This window comes from Aldersonia kunmingensis (genome assembly GCF_001646865.1).
GTDB classification, from domain to species: domain Bacteria; phylum Actinomycetota; class Actinomycetes; order Mycobacteriales; family Mycobacteriaceae; genus Aldersonia; species Aldersonia kunmingensis.
The window spans coordinates 1-17,817 of the sequence record NZ_LRRB01000253.1 but is presented as its reverse complement, the minus strand read 5'-3'; the positions used below and the strand labels follow the sequence as shown (position 1 = coordinate 17,817).

The 17,817-nt window shown below is 65.5% G+C and carries 18 protein-coding genes; 5 read left to right on the top strand and 13 right to left on the bottom strand.

Features of this window, described 5'->3' with window-relative positions; genetic code table 11:
- Positions 1–2 precede the first annotated feature (2 nt).
- Complete coding sequence (locus A8G08_RS20010) at positions 3–728, top strand: ABC transporter ATP-binding protein (RefSeq protein ID WP_068278114.1); 726 nt, start codon at positions 3–5, stop codon at positions 726–728.
- On the opposite strand, the gene A8G08_RS20005 is transcribed toward A8G08_RS20010, so the two are convergent.
- Genes A8G08_RS20005 through gadC form a run of 5 tightly spaced genes read right to left on the bottom strand, consistent with a single transcriptional unit; the run spans position 704 to position 5,829 of the window.
- Complete coding sequence (locus A8G08_RS20005; protein WP_245672915.1) at positions 704–2,113, bottom strand: WS/DGAT domain-containing protein; 1,410 nt, start codon at positions 2,111–2,113, stop codon at positions 704–706. The two genes, A8G08_RS20010 and A8G08_RS20005, sit on opposite strands and share 25 nt — an antisense overlap.
- On the bottom strand, positions 2,110–2,460 hold the full coding sequence (locus A8G08_RS20000) for a hypothetical protein (RefSeq protein WP_068278112.1): 351 nt from the start codon (positions 2,458–2,460) through the stop codon (positions 2,110–2,112). Before A8G08_RS20000 ends, A8G08_RS20005 begins: the two co-directional genes overlap by 4 nt.
- A gap of 21 nt (positions 2,461–2,481) precedes the next feature.
- Entirely contained in the window at positions 2,482–3,822 is a 1,341-nt protein-coding gene (locus A8G08_RS19995; RefSeq protein ID WP_084436587.1) for a dipeptidase, read from the bottom strand.
- Positions 3,823–3,848: 26 nt separating this feature from the next.
- Positions 3,849–4,358 carry a hypothetical protein gene (locus A8G08_RS19990; RefSeq protein WP_068278109.1) on the bottom strand — a complete coding sequence of 170 codons (510 nt, stop codon included), beginning with the start codon at positions 4,356–4,358 and terminating at the stop codon, positions 3,849–3,851.
- Between the two features lies 1 nt (position 4,359).
- Positions 4,360–5,829 (bottom strand): glutamate/gamma-aminobutyrate antiporter GadC, encoded by a 1,470-nt coding sequence (gene gadC / locus A8G08_RS19985; RefSeq protein ID WP_084436585.1) that lies wholly within the window; start codon positions 5,827–5,829, stop codon positions 4,360–4,362.
- A gap of 225 nt (positions 5,830–6,054) precedes the next feature.
- On the opposite strand from gadC, the gene A8G08_RS19980 reads away from it, so the two are divergent.
- From A8G08_RS19980 to A8G08_RS19970, 3 genes are read left to right on the top strand one after another with little or no spacing between them, the layout of a single operon-like run.
- Complete coding sequence (locus tag A8G08_RS19980) at positions 6,055–8,361, top strand: carbon starvation CstA family protein (protein ID WP_068278108.1); 2,307 nt, start codon at positions 6,055–6,057, stop codon at positions 8,359–8,361.
- Between the two features lie 28 nt (positions 8,362–8,389).
- Positions 8,390–8,572, top strand: a complete 183-nt coding sequence (locus tag A8G08_RS19975) for a YbdD/YjiX family protein (protein ID WP_187344495.1) — start codon at positions 8,390–8,392, stop codon at positions 8,570–8,572.
- A 10-nt stretch (positions 8,573–8,582) separates the two neighbouring features.
- The gene (locus tag A8G08_RS19970; RefSeq protein ID WP_068278104.1) at positions 8,583–8,813 is read left to right on the top strand and encodes a PLDc N-terminal domain-containing protein; all 231 of its coding nucleotides are present in this window, start codon (positions 8,583–8,585) and stop codon (positions 8,811–8,813) included.
- An 8-nt stretch (positions 8,814–8,821) separates the two neighbouring features.
- On the opposite strand, the gene A8G08_RS19965 is transcribed toward A8G08_RS19970, so the two are convergent.
- The 8 genes from A8G08_RS19965 to A8G08_RS19935 all read right to left on the bottom strand — a co-directional run bounded on the left by A8G08_RS19965 (position 8,822) and on the right by A8G08_RS19935 (position 17,419).
- A complete protein-coding gene (locus tag A8G08_RS19965; protein ID WP_068278102.1) occupies positions 8,822–9,781 on the bottom strand; it encodes an alpha/beta fold hydrolase in 960 nt (319 codons plus the stop codon).
- A gap of 121 nt (positions 9,782–9,902) precedes the next feature.
- A complete protein-coding gene (locus tag A8G08_RS27615; protein WP_169823342.1) occupies positions 9,903–10,058 on the bottom strand; it encodes a DUF6131 family protein in 156 nt (51 codons plus the stop codon).
- Between the two features lie 57 nt (positions 10,059–10,115).
- A complete protein-coding gene (locus A8G08_RS19960; protein WP_068278156.1) occupies positions 10,116–10,349 on the bottom strand; it encodes a hypothetical protein in 234 nt (77 codons plus the stop codon).
- A gap of 397 nt (positions 10,350–10,746) precedes the next feature.
- Positions 10,747–11,706 (bottom strand): alpha/beta hydrolase, encoded by a 960-nt coding sequence (locus A8G08_RS19955; protein ID WP_068278101.1) that lies wholly within the window; start codon positions 11,704–11,706, stop codon positions 10,747–10,749.
- A 175-nt stretch (positions 11,707–11,881) separates the two neighbouring features.
- The gene (locus A8G08_RS19950; protein WP_068278100.1) at positions 11,882–12,691 is read right to left on the bottom strand and encodes an enoyl-CoA hydratase; all 810 of its coding nucleotides are present in this window, start codon (positions 12,689–12,691) and stop codon (positions 11,882–11,884) included.
- Between the two features lie 99 nt (positions 12,692–12,790).
- Complete coding sequence (locus A8G08_RS19945; protein WP_068278099.1) at positions 12,791–15,142, bottom strand: glycoside hydrolase family 65 protein; 2,352 nt, start codon at positions 15,140–15,142, stop codon at positions 12,791–12,793.
- The gene (locus tag A8G08_RS19940; protein ID WP_068278098.1) at positions 15,139–15,846 is read right to left on the bottom strand and encodes an HAD family hydrolase; all 708 of its coding nucleotides are present in this window, start codon (positions 15,844–15,846) and stop codon (positions 15,139–15,141) included. The genes A8G08_RS19945 and A8G08_RS19940 overlap by 4 nt, the downstream gene beginning before the upstream one ends.
- Before the next feature lie 67 nt (positions 15,847–15,913).
- Positions 15,914–17,419 carry an MFS transporter gene (locus A8G08_RS19935; RefSeq protein WP_187344494.1) on the bottom strand — a complete coding sequence of 502 codons (1,506 nt, stop codon included), beginning with the start codon at positions 17,417–17,419 and terminating at the stop codon, positions 15,914–15,916.
- Positions 17,420–17,537: 118 nt separating this feature from the next.
- Between A8G08_RS19935 and A8G08_RS19930 the strand changes: the two genes are divergently transcribed.
- A partial coding sequence (locus A8G08_RS19930; protein ID WP_245672914.1) for a MarR family transcriptional regulator occupies positions 17,538–17,817 on the top strand: 280 nt, incomplete at its 3' end.

The window sequence follows — 17,817 nt, the reverse complement described above, 5'->3', positions numbered from 1 at the left end:
CTGTGACCGTCACCGAAACCTCCACCGTCGCACTCGAAATCGAAGGGCTCACCACCGGCTACGGTGGCGTGCCCGCGGTGCGCGATCTCAACGCGGTTGTGCGTGAGGGCGAGATTCTCGCGCTGCTCGGGCCGAACGGCGCGGGCAAGACCACCACCCTGCTCGCGTGCGTCGGCGCACTGGCGCCGATGCAGGGCAGCATCACAGCCCTCGGCAAACCGATCGACAAGCGCATCGAGCGAAATGCCCGGCGCGGTGTGACGCTGGTCCCGGACAACCGTGGGGTTTTCCACCGACTCACGGTGTCGGACAACCTGCGGCTTGCCCGGCGCAAGGGCGGCAGCGATCTCGATGCCACCCTCGACCACTTCCCCAAGCTGCGCAGCCTGATGAACCGGCGTTGCGGACTGCTTTCGGGTGGCGAGCAGCAGATGCTCGCGTTGGCAAAGGCGTTGCTCACCGACCCAAAGGTGCTGCTGATCGACGAGATGAGCCTGGGTCTGGCGCCGATCGCGGTGCAGGACCTGCTGCCGACCGTGCGTTCGATCGCCGATCAGCGCGGCATGGCGGTCGTCCTGGTCGAGCAGCACATCGACTTGGCCCTGTCGATTGCCGACAACGCGACGGTGCTGCACCACGGTCGGGTCGCATTGAGCGGCAGCGCCGCCGACCTCCGCAACAACCGAGAGTCGGTGGAAGCGGCCTACTTCGGGTTGCCCACCGGCTGATCAGCGGCAGCGACCGCCGCCAGTTCGGCTCGCAGTAGCTCGGCATAGCGATCTACGTCGGGCATCAGCGCGCTGCTCGTTGTCACCGATACGGTGACGGTGTCCCCGATGCCGTGCACGCCGTGGGTTAGTCCCATAGCGGATGACAGCGCGGGAAACCCTGCAGTGAACCGCACCCGGCCACCGCCGAAGACGAGATCGTCGGCACCGCGAAACACACTCGACACCACGGTGTTTCCGGTGACCGTCGTCGGCTCGGCATCCAACGGCCAGGACATGACGTCGTGCCACATGGCGAGCGCCGGAAGTGCCTCCGCGACGCGTTGTTTGCGCACCATCAACGGATGCGCAAACCGCTCGCGACGCAGTGCGAGTGAGGCCGTGATGGCGGCGGCCCGAGCCACGGGGTCGGCCAAATCCGGATATAGGTCGACACCCACGTTGCCGAAGTTGTTGCGGGTACCCCGGTTCGGGGCATACGGGTACGCGACCGGGACCTCGGCCCCCAACCGCTCCGGCCGCGTCCCGGTGGTTTCCTCGAGGTACCGGGCCAGCGCCGTCGAAATCGCCGTCATCACCGCTACGGTGACCGTCCGGCCGGGCACCCTCAGCCCGGCGGCGGGCACGACAATCATGCGGGCCTCCCGGGTCGGGCCCGGATCGGCATTGAGCACGGCGGGGGGCAAACCCGTCGCCGGCGCGGCTACGTCACCGGCCTCGGTCACGCGGTCCAGTTCCTGTTCGGCCCGATAGGACAGAAAGCCCTCCACCAGGCCGGTACAGAACCGCCATGGCAGCCGCGCCAATCCGCGCGCGACCAGCGCCGGCTCGGGAACCGGCCGAGCCCGCACCGGCAGGTCGGGCGGGTCGATAGGCGCGAAGAGCGCCCGGGCAAGGGCGCTCGCGCCGAGGCCGTCGGCGAGGGCGTGCGATACGTGCAGCACGGCGATCATTGCCGTGTCGGATCCGCAGTGCGGCGCGCCCTCCACATTCCGGAAGACGTGCAGCCGCCACGACGAGACCCGGGCATCGAGCGGCGTCTCGAGCAGCTCGGCGATAGCCTGCTGCACCGCAGCCCAGGTCCGGTCCGCGAGGGTGTGTACGAGCACCTGATCGGGGCCGAATTCACGCTCGACCCAGTACGGGTAGTCGAGGTTGTTCGGCACGTCCCGAATGCGCAACCGCAGATCGGCAATCCGGGTGCATCGCTGGGCGACGAACTCGCGCAGTTCATCGGGTTCGGCGTCGCCACCGGCGAAGGCGTAGAGCAGGTGCTGATCGCTGAGTAATCGCTTGGAAAGCCAGTACATCTGCGCATCGCGCGGTGTCAGTTGCCCAACTACCGAATCGAAGCGCAGGACACCGGCCAGCTCGCTGGGAATCACTTCCAGATGGCGGCGACGAGTACGTTCACGATCGCGAGGATGCCGACCGCATGGACCAGGTTGACGATGCCGTCGCCGCGCTTCTCCCGCGCGCGTCCCACCTCGGCGAGTGCGACGATCACGAACGAGATCACGAACTTCACCGCGATCTTCGTGTTGTTGTAGTCCTTGTCCAGCGAGGCCTCGCCGATGCCGACCAGGATGATGCCGGTGATCAGCTGCGCCCGGGCGCCCCACACGATCAACTCGGTGATCTGCGGGGCGCGCAGCGTCGCGGCGTAACCACCGACGAGCACCGCCATGCCGAGCAGGTGGGCGGCGACGACGATGTTGTAGACGACGGTCATGGTTTGGACTCTATCCGTGGGTCAGCCTGCGAACGACCGAAGGAAGAGCGCCTCGGCCACGGCAAGTTTCTCGATCTCGGACGGATCCACACTTTCGTTCGGCGCGTGGATCAAACAGCGCGGCTCCTCCACCCCGATCAGTGCGATCTCGGCAGTGGGCACCACATTGGCGAACACGTTGCACAGCGGGATCGACCCGCCCTGGCCCACGCTGCCCAGCGCGACTCCGTAAGCCTCCTCCATTGCCGCACGCAGCGCGGCATAGCCGGGTCCGTCCGTTTCGGCACGGAACGGCGACCCGACCGCCTCGGGATCCACCGTGACCCGGGCGCCCCAGGGCGCCTTGGCCTTCAGGTGCGCCGCGAGCGCGTCCTGTGCGTGCTGCGGATCCATGCCGGGCGGCACGCGCAAGTTCAACCGAGCCGACGCGCGCGGCTGAATTGCGGCGGCCGAGCCCACGACCGGCGGGCAATCGATTCCGAGGATGGTGAGCGCGGGCCGCGCCCACACCGCATCGGCAACCGACCCGGTACCGGCGAGGCCAACTCCGTCGAGCACGCCCGCGTCCGTGCGGAACTGGTCTTCGGAATATCCAACGCCCAGCCATCTCTGGTTCGACTCGAGCCCATCGACGATCGTGTTACCCGCCTCGTCGTGCAGGGTCGAGAGGATGTGCACGAGTGCCGTGATCGCATCCGGGGCGGGACCGCCGTACATGCCCGAATGCACCTCCCCGGCAAGTGTTTCGACGTGCACGATCACGTTCGCGATGCCGCGCAGAGTTGTCGTGACGGTGGGCTTGCCCACGGCCGCATTCCCGGTGTCGACCACAAGGATCATGTCGGCCTCGAACAACTCGGGGCGTGATTCGACGAGCGCCTCGAGTCCACCGGTGCCTTGTTCCTCCGTGCCCTCGGCGACGACCCGGATACCGAGCGGGAAGGGCGCCCCGAGCGCGCGCAATGCCAGCAGGTGCATCACGATGTTGCCCTTGCAGTCGGCGGCACCGCGGCCATACCAGCGGCCGTCGCGTTCGGTGAGCTCGAATGGCTCGCTGAGCCAAAGCTTTTCGTCCCCTGGCGGCTGAACGTCGTAGTGGCAGTACAGCAGGACCGTCGGACTGCCCGCGGGGCCCGGCTGGTATCCCACCACCGCCTTCGAGCCATCGGTGGTCTCGATCAGATCGACGGTGCCTATACCGGCGGAATGGAATGCGTCCCGCACCCATTCGGCGGCCCGGTGGCATTCCTCCGGCGGGAACTGGCGCGGATCGGCCACCGACCGCATCCGGACCAGCGTGGCGAGTTCAGCCTTCGCCATAGGCATCATCTGGGCGACCGCCGCTCGAATATCTGTGGACAACGGTGCCTCCTACTCCGACCGAGTGCTCACTCGTCGACCAGTTTCAGATCGTTCACGGCTTCCTCGTAATCGGCCGCCTCGTCCGGGCAGTAAACCTGAATGATCAGCCGTTCGCCCTCGATCAGGTTGCGCGTGGCCAGGATCGGGCGCAACCCCGGCCCGGTGGCGCCGTTCATGAACTGTTGCTTCAGCGCACCCTGCTCGAGCAGTTCGCCTGGGTTTTCGCACAGCGCCGCGCCATCGGTGCCGAGCACGCGGGCCACGGTCTCGGTGTCGAGCGTCGGCAGGCCCTCCTGCACGCGCAGCAGGTTCAGCGCGGTCGCCTTCTCCAATGCCTCTTCGGTGTCCTTGTGCTGCTCGAATACCGCTATGCCCCAGGCACCGAGGGCGATGAAGGCCAGCGCCAGCGCGACGTACAGGATCGTGTGATTGGACTCCGGCCGTTGGTGCATAGTGTCGACGGCCGCGATATCGATGCTGTCTGTGTCAGCGGACTCGGGGCCGATGGGTTCTCGGGGGGCGCCTGGTGTGGTCATCTCAGGCCTCCTTTCCCGGCTCGATCTCGGCGAATTCCTGCTTCCAGGAAGGCTTGCGCAGCCACAGGAACAGCAGCGGTACGCCAATTCCGACGATGCCGAAGCCGCCGCCCACGATGAGCACGTAGACGATCACATTGTTGCCGCCGAACTGCGACGGCGGGATGAACCCGATTACGAACGCCGCGATGCTCGCCAGCGCGCCGACCCAGCACAGCAACGGGAGTGCGGGCGTTCTGAACCCGCGCGCATGGTTGGGCTGGTCGCGGCGCAGTCGCACCGCGGCAAAGAACATGAGCACGTAGACGACGAGATACACCTGCGTGGTGATCACCGAGAGGATCCAGTAGGCGCTCGACACCTCCGGGATCAGTGCGTAGAGCAGGGCGATCACCGTCGTCACCGCACCCTGGGCGACGAGAATGTTCTGCTGAATTCCGTGCTTGTTCAGCCGCTGCAGCCAGGGCGGCAGATAACCCTCCTGACGGCTGATCATGAGCAGGCCCTTGGACGGCCCGGCCAGCCACGTGAGCATGCCGCCGAGCGAGGCCGCGATGAGCATCAACGCGATAATCGGTGTGGCCCAGCCCAAATTGAAGTAGGCGAAGACGGTGTCGAACGCCTGCATCACACCTGCGGTGAGCGAAAGCTGTTCGGATGGAATGAACCAGCTGATCGCGATGGCGGGCAGGATGAAAATCGCCAGCACCAGGCCGACCGCCACGAACATCGCCTTCGGAAACTCGCTCGCCGGCTTGCGCAGGCTGGACACGTGCACCGCGTTCATCTCCATGCCCGAGTAGGACAGGAAGTTGTTCACGATCAGCACCAGGCTGGCGATACCGGTCCAGGCCGGGAGTAGTGCGTCGAAATCCATCGGCGCCGCGGACTGATTGCCCTGCCCGAGGAAGATGACGCCGAGCACGATCAACAACGCGCCAGGTATCAGCGTGCCGAGAATCAGCCCCCAACTCGCCAGACCAGCAACGGCTTTCATGCCGCGCGAGGACACGATCACACCGGTCCAGAACATCGTCACGATGACGATCGCGGTGTACACACCGTTCGATGCCAGCGCGGGATTGATCACGTAGGCGAACGTGCTCGCGACGTAGCCCAGCAGCGTCGGGTAGTAGAAGATCGTCATCGCGAACTGGCACCACACCGCGAGGAAACCCCAGCGGGGTGAAATGCCCTCGCTCACCCAGCGATACACGCCGCCGGACCAGCCCGACGCCAGCTCCGCCGCCACCATCGCCGTGGGCAACAGGAACACGATCGCGGGCACGAGATACAGGAACACGCAAGCCAGGCCGTAAACGGCCATGGTCGGCGCGGAGCGCAGGCTCGCGACCGAGCTCGTAGTCATCAGGGCGAGAGCGATCCAGGTGATGTACTGCTGCCGTGGCGCTATCGCCACAGACGTCTTCGGGCCGCCATTGTTCGGGTCCGCTGCGGCATCAACGGTCATGGCAAACTCCTGTTCCCACGACGTGCACAAACTGCAATCCAGACTCGCAGGATTATCGCACCGGGCGCGGACGGCTCGCGTGATTACGCAAAACGTTCACCGATCCGTGACTCCCGGTCGTGATCGGCTGAGTCCTCGGCTGGGTACTGCCTTTTGGCAGGGCCTGGACGTAACGTGAGGCGGGCAACACAGCAATCGGCACACGCCGGCGATCGAGGAGTGGCAATGACTGTCGCGCAAGCCCGGGCGGAAGAACCCGCCCCCGGCATCGAGTACCTGCGAACCGACCCAGACCTGCCTCCGGTGGGAGTCGTCGACCACAATCCGATCACCCCGGCAAAGCGCGCGATATTCGCCGTGATCGCGCTCCTCGGTGCAGTCTCGTGGGTCATCATCGCGGTAGTCCGGGGTGAGCACGTCAACGCGGTGTGGTTCGTCATCGCCGCACTGTGCACCTATGTCATCGCGTTCCGGTTCTACGCCCGGTTCATCGAGTACCGGATCGTGAAGCCACGCGACGATGTGGCCACCACCGCCGAGATCATGGAGAACGGCAAGGACTACCTGCCGATGGACCGCCGGGTGCTCTACGGGCACCACTTCGCCGCGATCGCCGGCGCGGGGCCACTGGTCGGCCCCGTGCTCGCCGCGCAGATGGGCTACCTGCCCGGCACGATCTGGATCATCGTCGGCGTCGTGTTCGCCGGCGCCGTGCAGGACTACCTCGTGCTGTGGGCGTCGAACAAGCGGCGCGGCCGCAGCCTCGGCCAGATGGCCAAGGAGGAACTCGGCCCGATCGGCGGCACCGCCGCCATCGTCGGCGTCCTCGTCATCATGGTCATCCTCCTTGCGGTGCTCGCACTGGTCGTCGTGAACGCGCTCGCGGAAAGCCCGTGGGGCGTGTTCTCGCTGGCGATGACGATCCCTATCGCGCTGTTCATGGGTGTGTACCTGCGCTACCTGCGGCCCGGAGCCGTCGCGGAGGTCTCGTTGATCGGCTTCGTCCTGCTGTTGTTCGCGATCATCGCCGGTGGCTGGGTGGACGACACTTCCTGGGGCCAAAGCTGGTTCGGCCTGTCCCGGCTGACGATCGCCTGGCTGCTCATCGGGTACGGCTTCCTCGCGTCGGTGCTGCCGGTGTGGCTGCTGCTCGCCCCGCGCGACTACCTGTCCACGTTCATGAAGATCGGCACGATTGCGCTACTCGCGGTCGGCATCCTCGTTGCTCGCCCTGACATGCAAATGCCCGCCGTCACCGAATTCGCCCATGCCGGCAACGGTCCCGCGTTCGCCGGGTCGTTGTTCCCGTTCCTCTTCATCACCATCGCCTGCGGTGCGCTGTCGGGTTTCCATGCGCTGATCGCCTCCGGCACAACGCCGAAGCTGCTCGCCAAGGAATCGCAGACCAAGATGATCGGCTACGGCGGCATGCTGACCGAATCGTTCGTCGCGATCATGGCGCTCATCACCGCCTGCATCCTCGATCCGCACCTGTACTTCGCGATGAACGCACCCGCAGCTGTCACCGGCGGAACTGCCGAGACGGCAGCGCAGTACGTCAACGGCCTGCCCATTCCGGGCACCCCGATTAGCGCGGCCGAACTCTCCCAGGCCGCCGCGGACGTTGGCGAGGAATCGATCATCTCCCGCACCGGCGGCGCCCCGACGCTGGCCGTAGGCATGTCCGAGGTGTTGCACGGTTTCCTCGGCGGCGACAGCCTCAAGGCGTTCTGGTACCACTTCGCGATCATGTTCGAGGCGCTGTTCATCCTCACCACGGTTGATGCCGGAACCCGCGTCGCCCGGTTCATGCTGTCGGATTCGCTGGGCAACCTCGGTGGTCCGGCGCGCAAGTTCAAGGATCCGTCGTGGCGGGTCGGCGCGTGGATCTGCACCATTATCGTCTGCGCCGCTTGGGGTTCGATCCTGATCATGGGCGTGACAGATCCGCTCGGCGGCATCAACACCCTCTTCCCGCTCTTCGGTATCGCCAATCAGCTCCTCGCCGCGATCGCCCTGACGGTGATCCTCGCGATCGTGGTGAAGAAGGGCCTCGTGCGCTACGCCTGGATACCTGGCGTGCCGCTCGTGTGGGACCTCGTTGTCACGATGACGGCGTCGTACCAGAAGATCTTCTCCAGTGATCGCGCAGTCGGCTACTGGGCGCAGCACAACGCGTTCAAGGAAGCCAAGGATGCCGGTAAGACCAGCTTCGGCACCGCCAAGACACCGGAGGCGATGGACGCGGTCATCCGAAATACCGCCATCCAGGGCACGCTGTCGATCGTGTTCGCCGGTCTGGTGCTCATCGTCGCGGTGGTCGGTGCGTGGGTGTGCGTGCGCGCGATCAGAACCGGTGGCGCGACCACCACCGAAGCTCCCGAGGCGCCGTCGAAGATCTTCGGCCCGCGCAGCTTCCTCGCCACCCCGGCGGAGAAGGCGGTGCAGAAGGAATGGGACGAGCTGATCGCCACTGGTGCGATCAAACAGCCTGGCGCGGCACACGCACGGGCGGAGCATCACCATGACTGATAGCAGCCTCCGGACTCCGCTGCGCGGCATGGCAAATGCCGCGCGCGGAGTCTGGTGGTGGTTCACCTCGGTGCTGGGCGATCGCGACTACGAGCGGTACGTCGCGCATATGCAGGCGCGTCACCCGGGTGAGCCTGTGCCGAGCGTCCGGGAGTACTGGCACAGCCGTCACGCCGACGCCGAGGTAAATCCCGGCGCCCGCTGCTGCTGAGGAGTTGACGATGGCCGCGAAAAAGAAGTCCTGGAACGAACTTTCACCCACCCAGCGCAAACGCATCGTCGTTCTGGGCATCGTGCAGTTCGCGCTGACCGCCGCCGCGCTGGCGGATCTGCGCCGACGAGACGCCGCTCAACTGCGCGGTTCTCGGCGGCTCTGGACGGCATTGGCGTTCGTGAACTTCGTCGGCCCGATCGCCTACTTCGCGTTCGGTATTCGGCGCGGCGGTAGCTGACCGCCGCCCTATTCGAGGTCCAAGCCGGCGAGGAAGGACAATAGTGCTTCGTTGACCTCGCCTGACCGCTCCTGCTGTATCCAATGGCCGGCGCCCTCGATCAGCACTTCCCGGTAGTCGCCACTGACGAGGTCGTGCACACGGTTCCGTGGCGTGAAAGCCAGGACCGGATCGTCGGCACCCGCGATGAAGAGCGAAGGCGCCGTGACGGTCGACGCGGGAAAGTCGGCCACCACCATCCAGTTTCGGTCGAAATTGCGATACCAGTTGAGCGGGCCGGTGAACCCGGTCTGCGCGAAAACCTCGACATAGTGGGCGAGTTCGTCCTCGCTCAGCCAATCCGGCAACGCCTCGACGTCGGGCAACCGCTCCACGTAGCCCTGCGGCCCCGGTGCGGCGACCCGCGCCGCGGCGTCAGCGTCCAAGGGTGTCCGGCCGCCGAGCATACGCCTCATGGTGGTCCGCGTATCGCGGGACAGATCGGTGTCCGCGATACCGGGCTCCTGGAAATACAGGATGTAGAAGAAGCTTTCACCGACCCGTCGCCGCCAGATCTGAGTCGGCGGGGCCGGCGGACGCGGTACCGGCGGGGTACTGACTCCGACAACCCCCGCCACCCGCTCGGGATAGGCCAGGGGTACATGCCACGTCACGACCGAGCCCCAGTCATGACCTACGAAAACCGCGCGTTCGGCGCCGACGTCGTCGAGTAGGCCGACGAGATCCCCACACAGCGCGGCGATGTCGTAGTCCTCGACCGCTTCCGGCCGCGACGATTCGCCGTAGCCGCGCTGGTTGGGCGCCAGCACGTGGTAACCGGCCTCGGCGAGCACGGGAATCTGGTGGCGCCACGAATGCGCCAGCTCGGGGAACCCGTGCGCGAGCACCACCACGGGCCCACCACGTGGGCCGGCCTCGGTGACCTGCAGTCGCACACCGTTGGTGTCGACAAAGCGTTCGGCGATCACCCGCCCAGCCAAGCACACGTTGGGCCTTGGGGGCGAGGGTGCTTGGGTGCGCGAAAGCGGAAAGAACACGGCAACGGCGGCACCCTTGCGGGTGCCGCCGTTGCTTCAGGGGTGTGGGTTCTTAGTAATAATGCGCGCGCCCACCCACGGCGCGACCCATGGACCCGAGCAGCAATAGGACGAGTCCTATTACCAGAACAATGATTCCGAGCGTCCAGAGGATCGGGACGCTGAAGATGAATCCCAACGCCAACAGGATGATTCCGATGATGATCAACGTGACTCCACTCTCGAAAGCGGTTCCCGAGGCGACAGTGCCTCGCGAATCCGGTTGTTACTGACTGGGTTCGGGCAGGTTGCAGTCCGCCACCTTCGGGTTGACCCCGAGGTAGTTCAGCGGCCCGGCAAGGACGGTCAGCGCGACCGTGCCCGCGCCCGCACAGTTCGTTGGCGTGTTCTCGAAGTAGTCGCGCTGGAACGCGGCGAACGCGCCGATGAGTAGCCAGACGACTACGACGATTCCCACAACACCACCAACTCCAGTGCGTGATCGCCGCATCGTTACCATGCTCGTCACCACCCTCTCCGTGAAAACCTGTGCCTTTGTCGGTAGCGCTCGAATACCCCAATTCCGATCAGCCAAACCACATTCACTCCCCCACGCGATGACACAAGCGCTGGGAGTGCGAGGGGGCTGGAACGGGGTAATCGGCGGTCGTGGACCAGGTACAGGCCCCAAGCAAGCGTTGTCGCGCGCACCTTTTCGCGGTGTCGCGCGTGCCTGGGCGTGCGCGACGGCACGAATTGGTGCGTGTTGGCGATTGCTACGCCTGCGACGGCGGGCTCAGCGGATCCAGGTGCGCGTGCGTGGAATGACAGACGGGCACAAACGAAACCACCCCGGTCGGCTGATGCCGACCGGGGTGGTCTCGAGTGCGTTCACTCAGGCGCGGAGCGCCCGTGTCTTACTTGGTGCCGAGCGCGGGAGCGATCGTGCCGCCCCATGCCTCGTGCAGACGGTCCTGCCAGTAGTTCCACCAGTGGATGCCGTTTGCGGTGATGTGCACCTGAACCTTGGCACCGGCCAGCTGGGCCGCCGGGACGAAGGTCTGGCTGCTGATGCCCGCAGCGGTCTCCAGAGGAACGAGCTGAACGAAGCGGACCGGATCGAACTGGCCACTCACCGGGTTGACGGTGGGCTCGCTCAGCGGCGAGCCAAGGCCACCGGAGATGTACACGGACTTGCCGCGCAGCGCGCCGACATTCAGCAACGGATCGTTCTTGATCCACGAACCCGACGGCCAGAAGCCCCACATGTTCATCGGGTTGCCGCCCATCTCGAAGACGGACGCCTGGATGCCCTGGGCGAAGCCGGGCGAGCTCGCGGTCGGGTAACCGCTGAACGAGGCGACGGCCTTGTAGAAGTCCGGGCGGTGCGCGGCGAGGTTGAGCGCAGAGGTGCCGCTCATGGACAGACCGGCAATGGCGTTGTTGACGCCGTCACTGCCGAACTGCGACGCCATGACCGGCGGCAGCTCCTTGGTGAGGAAGGTTTCCCACTTCACCTTGCCGAGCTTCGGGTCGTCCTGCAGCCAGTCCGTGTAGAAGCTGCCACCGCCACCGAACGGGATGGCGACGTTGACGTGCTTGTTCGCGAAGAAGTTGACGACGTCGGTGTTGATCAACCAACCGTTGTCGTTGTCCGGCGCGCGCAGACCGTCGAGCAGGTAGAGGGTCGGTGCGGGTCCGCCGCCGGCGGCCTTGAGCACCTTGACCGGGATGTCCTTGTTCATCGCGTTCGAGTGCACGTATACAAGCGCGGTATCCGCCTGTGCAACGCCGGTGCCAGCGAAAGTAATGGCAAAGGCTGCTGCCAGGAGTGCGACGAGGGCCGCGGATAGCGACCTGACTCGACGAATCATCATTCGGGTGTCCTTCGGCTTTCCAACTGTCCGTTGGCTGGTCGGAGAATTAGGTGAAGGGTAACAGGGACATAACGCACGCGTAGAATCCGAAACTCCACCGACGTGGAAACGTCATTCTCTCGTACCGGACCCCGAAGGTCGGGCTTTTCTGTAGTTTGGTGCAGAAATTACCTGGTCAGCGGGCATCCCGGAAGACCGCCTCGCGACCTTCCCTCCGAGCCTTGGTGGCTTCCTCAAAGTTGTCGGTCAGCAACCGGACCAGGAGCTGCCCAAGCCCCTCGGCATGCATGTGCGACTCGAGCGACGATGCGTCCAACCCGGACCACAGCGTCCGCTTCGTCAGCTCAATGCCGGGCCGGGAGAACTTGGTCATCCGTTCGGCCAGGTCGAAGCATTCCTGGAGGAGATTCTCGGCTGGCACACGCCGGGACACCAGGCCGATCCGCTCGGCCTCCTCGGCGTCCACGTCGCGCCCGGTCAGCATGATCTCGAATGCTCGCGACGTACCGATGGCACGCGGCAGCAGGTAGCTGAGGCCGAGCTCGCTCGCCGTGAGCCCATTGTTGATGCCGGCGGCCCGGAAGTACGCCTCGTCGGACGCCACCCGCACATCCGTGGCCAGTGCCAGGCACAGCCCGCCACCGATCGCGGCGCCGTTGATCGCGCTGATCACGGGCTGATGCATCCGGCGCAGCGTGTGGATGACGGTGTCGAGCATTTCCATCGCCCGCAGCGCGATTGTCGTCTGGGTGAGGCCGTCCGTATCCCCAGGGCTGCCCGCCGAGGTCTGATCGGCGCCGGAGGAGAACCCGCGGCCGGCACCGGTGAGGACGACCGCGCGGACGTCGTTGTCGTGGCTGATCGATTCGAGCGTGTCGCGCAGCGGGCGCATCACGTCGAACGCCATCGCGTTCATCCGCTCCGGGCGGTTGAGCGTCACAAGCGCGATGTTCGGCCGCGGGCGCTCGACGATGATGTAACTCACACTGCCTCCTCGACTGTTACCGGAGACACTCTAGAACACGTTCTACCAGTGACACGGGGTCGCTCCGCAGGCTCCGCTCCTGCGAGGATTGTGGAAACTTCAGCGGTCGGCGCGCCGGTACGGTTCGCGTCCCTTGGGTTGAATCGGCGGCTTGCGGTAGGGAATCCGCTCGATCGGCAGCGTCACCGGATGCGTCTCGAGCAGGAACGGCTGACCGTGATGCTCGAGTTCGATCGGCTCGCCCGACAACAACCGGTAGGTGGCGCTGTCGTGACTGATTGCCACCACGATCTTGCTGTCACGAATGACCAGACGGAAAGACATATAGGTCAGCTTGTCGAATAGCCGCGGCGCGAAGGTGATCTTGCCGCCGTGATCGCGCATGCCGCCGAAGCCCGCTACGCAGTCCATCCACGCACCGGCCAACGCTGCGATATGCAATCCGCTGCTGACGTTGTCGTGCAGGTCGTGCAGGTCGGTGAACGCGGTTTCGACCAGGTAGTCGAAGGCCAGATCGAGATAGCCAACCTCGGCAGCCACGACTGCCTGGCAGCACGCGGACAGCGACGAGTCCCGCACGGTGATCGGCTCGTAGTAGTCGAAGTTGCGCACCTTCTCCTCGTGTGTGAAGGCGTCGCCCCGCAGGTACAGCGCCAGCACGAGGTCGGCCTGCTTGACCACCTGCTTGCGGTACAGGTCGTAGTACGGATAGTTCAGCAGCAGCGGGTACTTACCGACGGAGGCGTCGAAATCCCACCGCGCCTGTTGGGTGAATGCCTCGGACTGCTGATGCACGCCAAGGTCCGCGTCGAACGGGATCATCATCCTGTCCGCACAGTTCTGCCAGCGCGCCATTTCCTCGACGTCGACATTGAATTCTGTCGCCAGCTCCGGCCGACGCTGACAGGCGGCCACCGCATCCCGAAGATTCTGCTGGGCAACGAGGTTGGTGAAGACGTTGTTGTTGACCACCGCGGTGTACTCGTCGGGCCCGGTGACTCCGTCGATCCGGAAATCGCCCGACACGTCGAAGTGCCCAAGCCCAGACCACAACCGCGCGGTCTCGACGAGCAGTTCGACGCCGCACTCGGTTTCGAATGTCTCATCGCCGGTCGCATGGAGATAGCGGGCGGTGGCATTGGCGATATCGGCGGAGATGTGCACCGCCGCGGTTCCGGCGGGCCAGTAGCCCGAACACTCGTCGCCGTTGATCGAGCGCCACGGAACCATCGCGCCGGTCTGGCCCAATTCGATCGCGCGTCGCTTCGCTTTGCCCAGCGTCGCGTGCCGCCAGCGCAGCACCTCACCTGCTGCGGCGGGGATCGTATAGGTGAGCATCGGGAGCACGAAAGTCTCTGTGTCCCAGAAGGTATGCCCGTCGTAGCCGGGACCGGTCAGGCCCTTCGCCGGAATGGCGCGCGACTGACCGCGGGCACCGGCTTGCAGCACATGGAAGATCGCGAACCGCAACGCCTGCTGCAGTTCAGCGTCACCGTCGATCTCGATATCCGCATCCAGCCAGAAATCGTCGAGGAAGTTGCGCTGCTCCTGGGCGAGCGCTTCCCAGCCCGTCCGCATCGCCATCGCGAGCGCGGCATCGACCTGCGCGCGCAGTGCGGGCACCGACCGCCGCCCCGACCAGCCGTAGCCGAGGTACTTGACCAGCGTGACCTTGGTGCCCTTCGGCACATGCGCGGCAACGGTCAAGCGTGCGAGATCACCGTCGGCGCGGATGAACATGTCGGCCGAATCCGGGGGATACACCTCATGGTCCATGCCCGCGGCGACCCGAATGTTGGAGTTACGCGTGTGGTGTACCAGCACGGCCCACTTGTTGCGGCACGTCGCGTAATCGGCGACGAGGGGTGCTTCCAGAGCCGCGGCGAGGCGCGGGTCGTCACCGGGCGCAGGCACCGGTTCGTTGGCGAGCAGGTCCGACTGAAGGACCATTTCCATGTCCTCGCCGACCGCCTCGACCTCGTACTTGATTGCCGCAATCGTCCGCTTGGTGAACGAAACGAGTCGTTCGGAGGTCACCCGGACGGTGCGCCCGGTGGGAGAGGTCCACAAAGTGCTGCGTTTCAACGTGCCCGAGCGGAAGTCCAGTACCCGCTCGTGTTCGGCCACGCGACCGTAGCGCAGGTCCATCGGCTCGTCCTCGACGAGCAACCGGATGATCTTGCCGTCGGTCACGTTGACTACCGTCTGCCCGGACTCGGGATAGCCGTATCCGCTTTCGGCATAAGGCAGTTCGCGGAACTCGTAGAAGCCGTTCAGGTAGGTGCCGGGCAGCACGACGGGTTCGCCCTCATCGATGGTTCCACGTAATCCGATGTGGCCGTTGGAGAGCGCGAGCAGCGTTTCGGTCCGTGGCAGGATATGCATGGGGGCGCCGCGGACGCGCAGCTCCCAGGGATTGACTTCGAACCACTCGGTGACCGGGCCGCTCATAGGTCTAACAGTTCTGCGAGATCGGTAACCACGACATCGGCGCCGGCGGTCCGCATCGACTCAGCCTGGTCACCGCCGACCCGATCGACACCGACGACGTATCCGAAATCGCCGGCCCGACCGGCTTCCACCCCGGCTATCGCATCCTCGAAAACCGCCGCCTCGCTCGGCGGCACACCGAATGCCTTCGCGCCGGCGAGAAATCCATCGGGAGCGGGCTTTCCGCGCATGCCCGCCGCGACGATGTCGCGGCCGTCGACGCGCGCCGCCACGAACCGCGTCAGGTCCGCCGCGTCGAGGACCGCCTCGCCGTTTTTCGACGACGTGACGACACCGATCTTCAGGCCCGCTTTCTCCGCTGCCTCGAGGTAGCGCACCGACCCCGGGTACGACTCCACCTCGCCGCGCGCGAGACACGCGAGGAACTCGTCGTTCTTACCGGTTCCGATTGCCTCGACGGTCGCGTCATCGACATCGATTCCACGCGCGCGCAGGAACGTCCGGACGCCGTCGATGCGCGGCCGGCCATCGACATAGTCGAGGTAGTCGTCCTCGCTGAAAGGTACGAATCCGTCGGGGTCGCGGCCACGCAGGAAGGTGTCGAACGCCGCCTTCCACGCCCTGCGGTGCAACACCGCAGTACTCGTCAGCACACCGTCCAAGTCGAAGAGCAGGACTCGGATCGACTCCGGCAGGCCCAACATAGGGCCGACGCTACCCGCAGCGACGTGATCTTTCGTGCCGAATGGACGTCACTACACGCGCTCGTAATCAGGCGCTGGCGTTGGCAGTTTCGCGGACGTCGGAGTCCTCGGTGCGAGCCTCGGCCCGTGCCTTGGCGACCGGAATCAGCAACGCGATCACGACGGTGACGAACGCGGCGACGGCACCGACGGCGAAGCAGATCTGGAACGCCGACTTGGTCGGAATGTCGTGGCCGTCATAGACGGTGGTCGACCCGGTCAGCACGGTGATCATCACCGCCGAAGCGCTCGTCATGCCGACCGAGCGCATGAGTGAGTTCAGACCGACCGCGGCACCGGCTTCGGACATCGGCACGTTGCCCATGATGAGCGTGGGCATTGCGGCGTAACCGATGCCGACGCCAGCGGTGCCGATCAGGGCGGAGATAAGGATCTGCCACGGCGCGTTCATCAGGAAGACGGAGAAGACATAACCGATACCGATCACACCGGCACCGACCGCGAGCGTGTACTTCGGGCCGAACCGGGCGATCATCCCGCTCGAAACCGGCGCCAACAGCAGCATCATGAGACCGCCGGGCGCCATCCACATACCCGCGCCGACCAGGGTCTGGCCAAGGCCGTATCCGGTCCCCAGCGGCAGCTCGAGCAACTGCGGCAGCACGATCGACTGCGCCATCATGCCGAAACCGACGGTGATAGCAGCGAAGTTGGTGAACAGCACGGCCGGCTTGGCAGTGGTGCGCAGGTCGATGATCGGGTCGGTCTGGCGCAGTTCGAACCAGCCCCACAACAGCAGCACCGCGATGCCGCCGGTGATCGCCCCGAGCGTGGACAACGACGTCCAGCCCCATTGATTGCCCTTGGAGACGCCGACGAGGGCGCAGACGAGGCCGATCGCGAGACCGATGACGCCGACGTAATCGAAACGGCCGCCGAATTCGTCGCGGAGGTGCGGCACCAGGGTCAGCACCGCCACGACAACGATTACACCGAGGGCTGCCGCGAACCAGAACAGGTTGTGCCAGTCGAAGTTCTGCGCGACCCAGGCCGAGACCGGCAGACCGATCGCACCACCGACGCCCATCGTCGCACTCATCGCGGCGACCGCCGTGGCTGTGAACTTCGGCGGGGTGATCTCGCGCATGAGGCTGATGCCGACGGGAATGAAGCCCATCGCGAAGCCCTGCAGGCCGCGTCCGATGATCATCACGAGCAGGCCGTCGGCCAGCGCGCAGACAAGCGAGCCGAGCACGAGCATGCCGGCGCAGAGCGCAATGATCCGCTGCTTGCCGTACATGTCGCCGAGACGGCCGGCGATCGGCATGGCGACCGCGCCCGTGAGCAGCGTGACGGTGATGACCCAGGATGCGTTGCCCGCTGAGACGTCCAGAAGCTTGGGCAGTTCCGGCTGAATCGGGATCACCATCGTCTGGGTGATCGCCGCAACCATGCCGCCGAAGCACAGCACGATTACTGGAATGAGTGCAGCGCCCATCCCCACCGCCGCGGGCGGCGCATGCCCCACTGCCGCGGGCGCCGTCTGCGCTGCGGAAACCTGCTCCTGGACCATTAGCCCACCTTTCCTGTGGGTATGTAGCATACATATAGATGCATGCCGCACGAAACAGAGCGATCCTTGACCGATTCGCCTAGATTTGTGCCCGTCATCCGGCCTGGGAGGAGTTCGAGTGGACAGCCACGCACCGTGGCCGAGCGCACTGCACGGTGAACTCGCCGAGGAACTGCAGAAGGTCATGCGCCGCAAGCCGACGATTCACGACGCACAGCTGGAGGCCTCGGCCTTCGCGATTCTGTGGACCCTCTCCGATGGCAACCCGCGCACGCTGCGGGAAATCGGCGAAGAACTCGACCTCGAGCAATCGACCGTCAACCGTCAGGTCAACGCCGCGATCCGCAACGGCTACCTGGAGCGCTTCGAGGTGGACGGCTCGATCAGCCGGATGATCC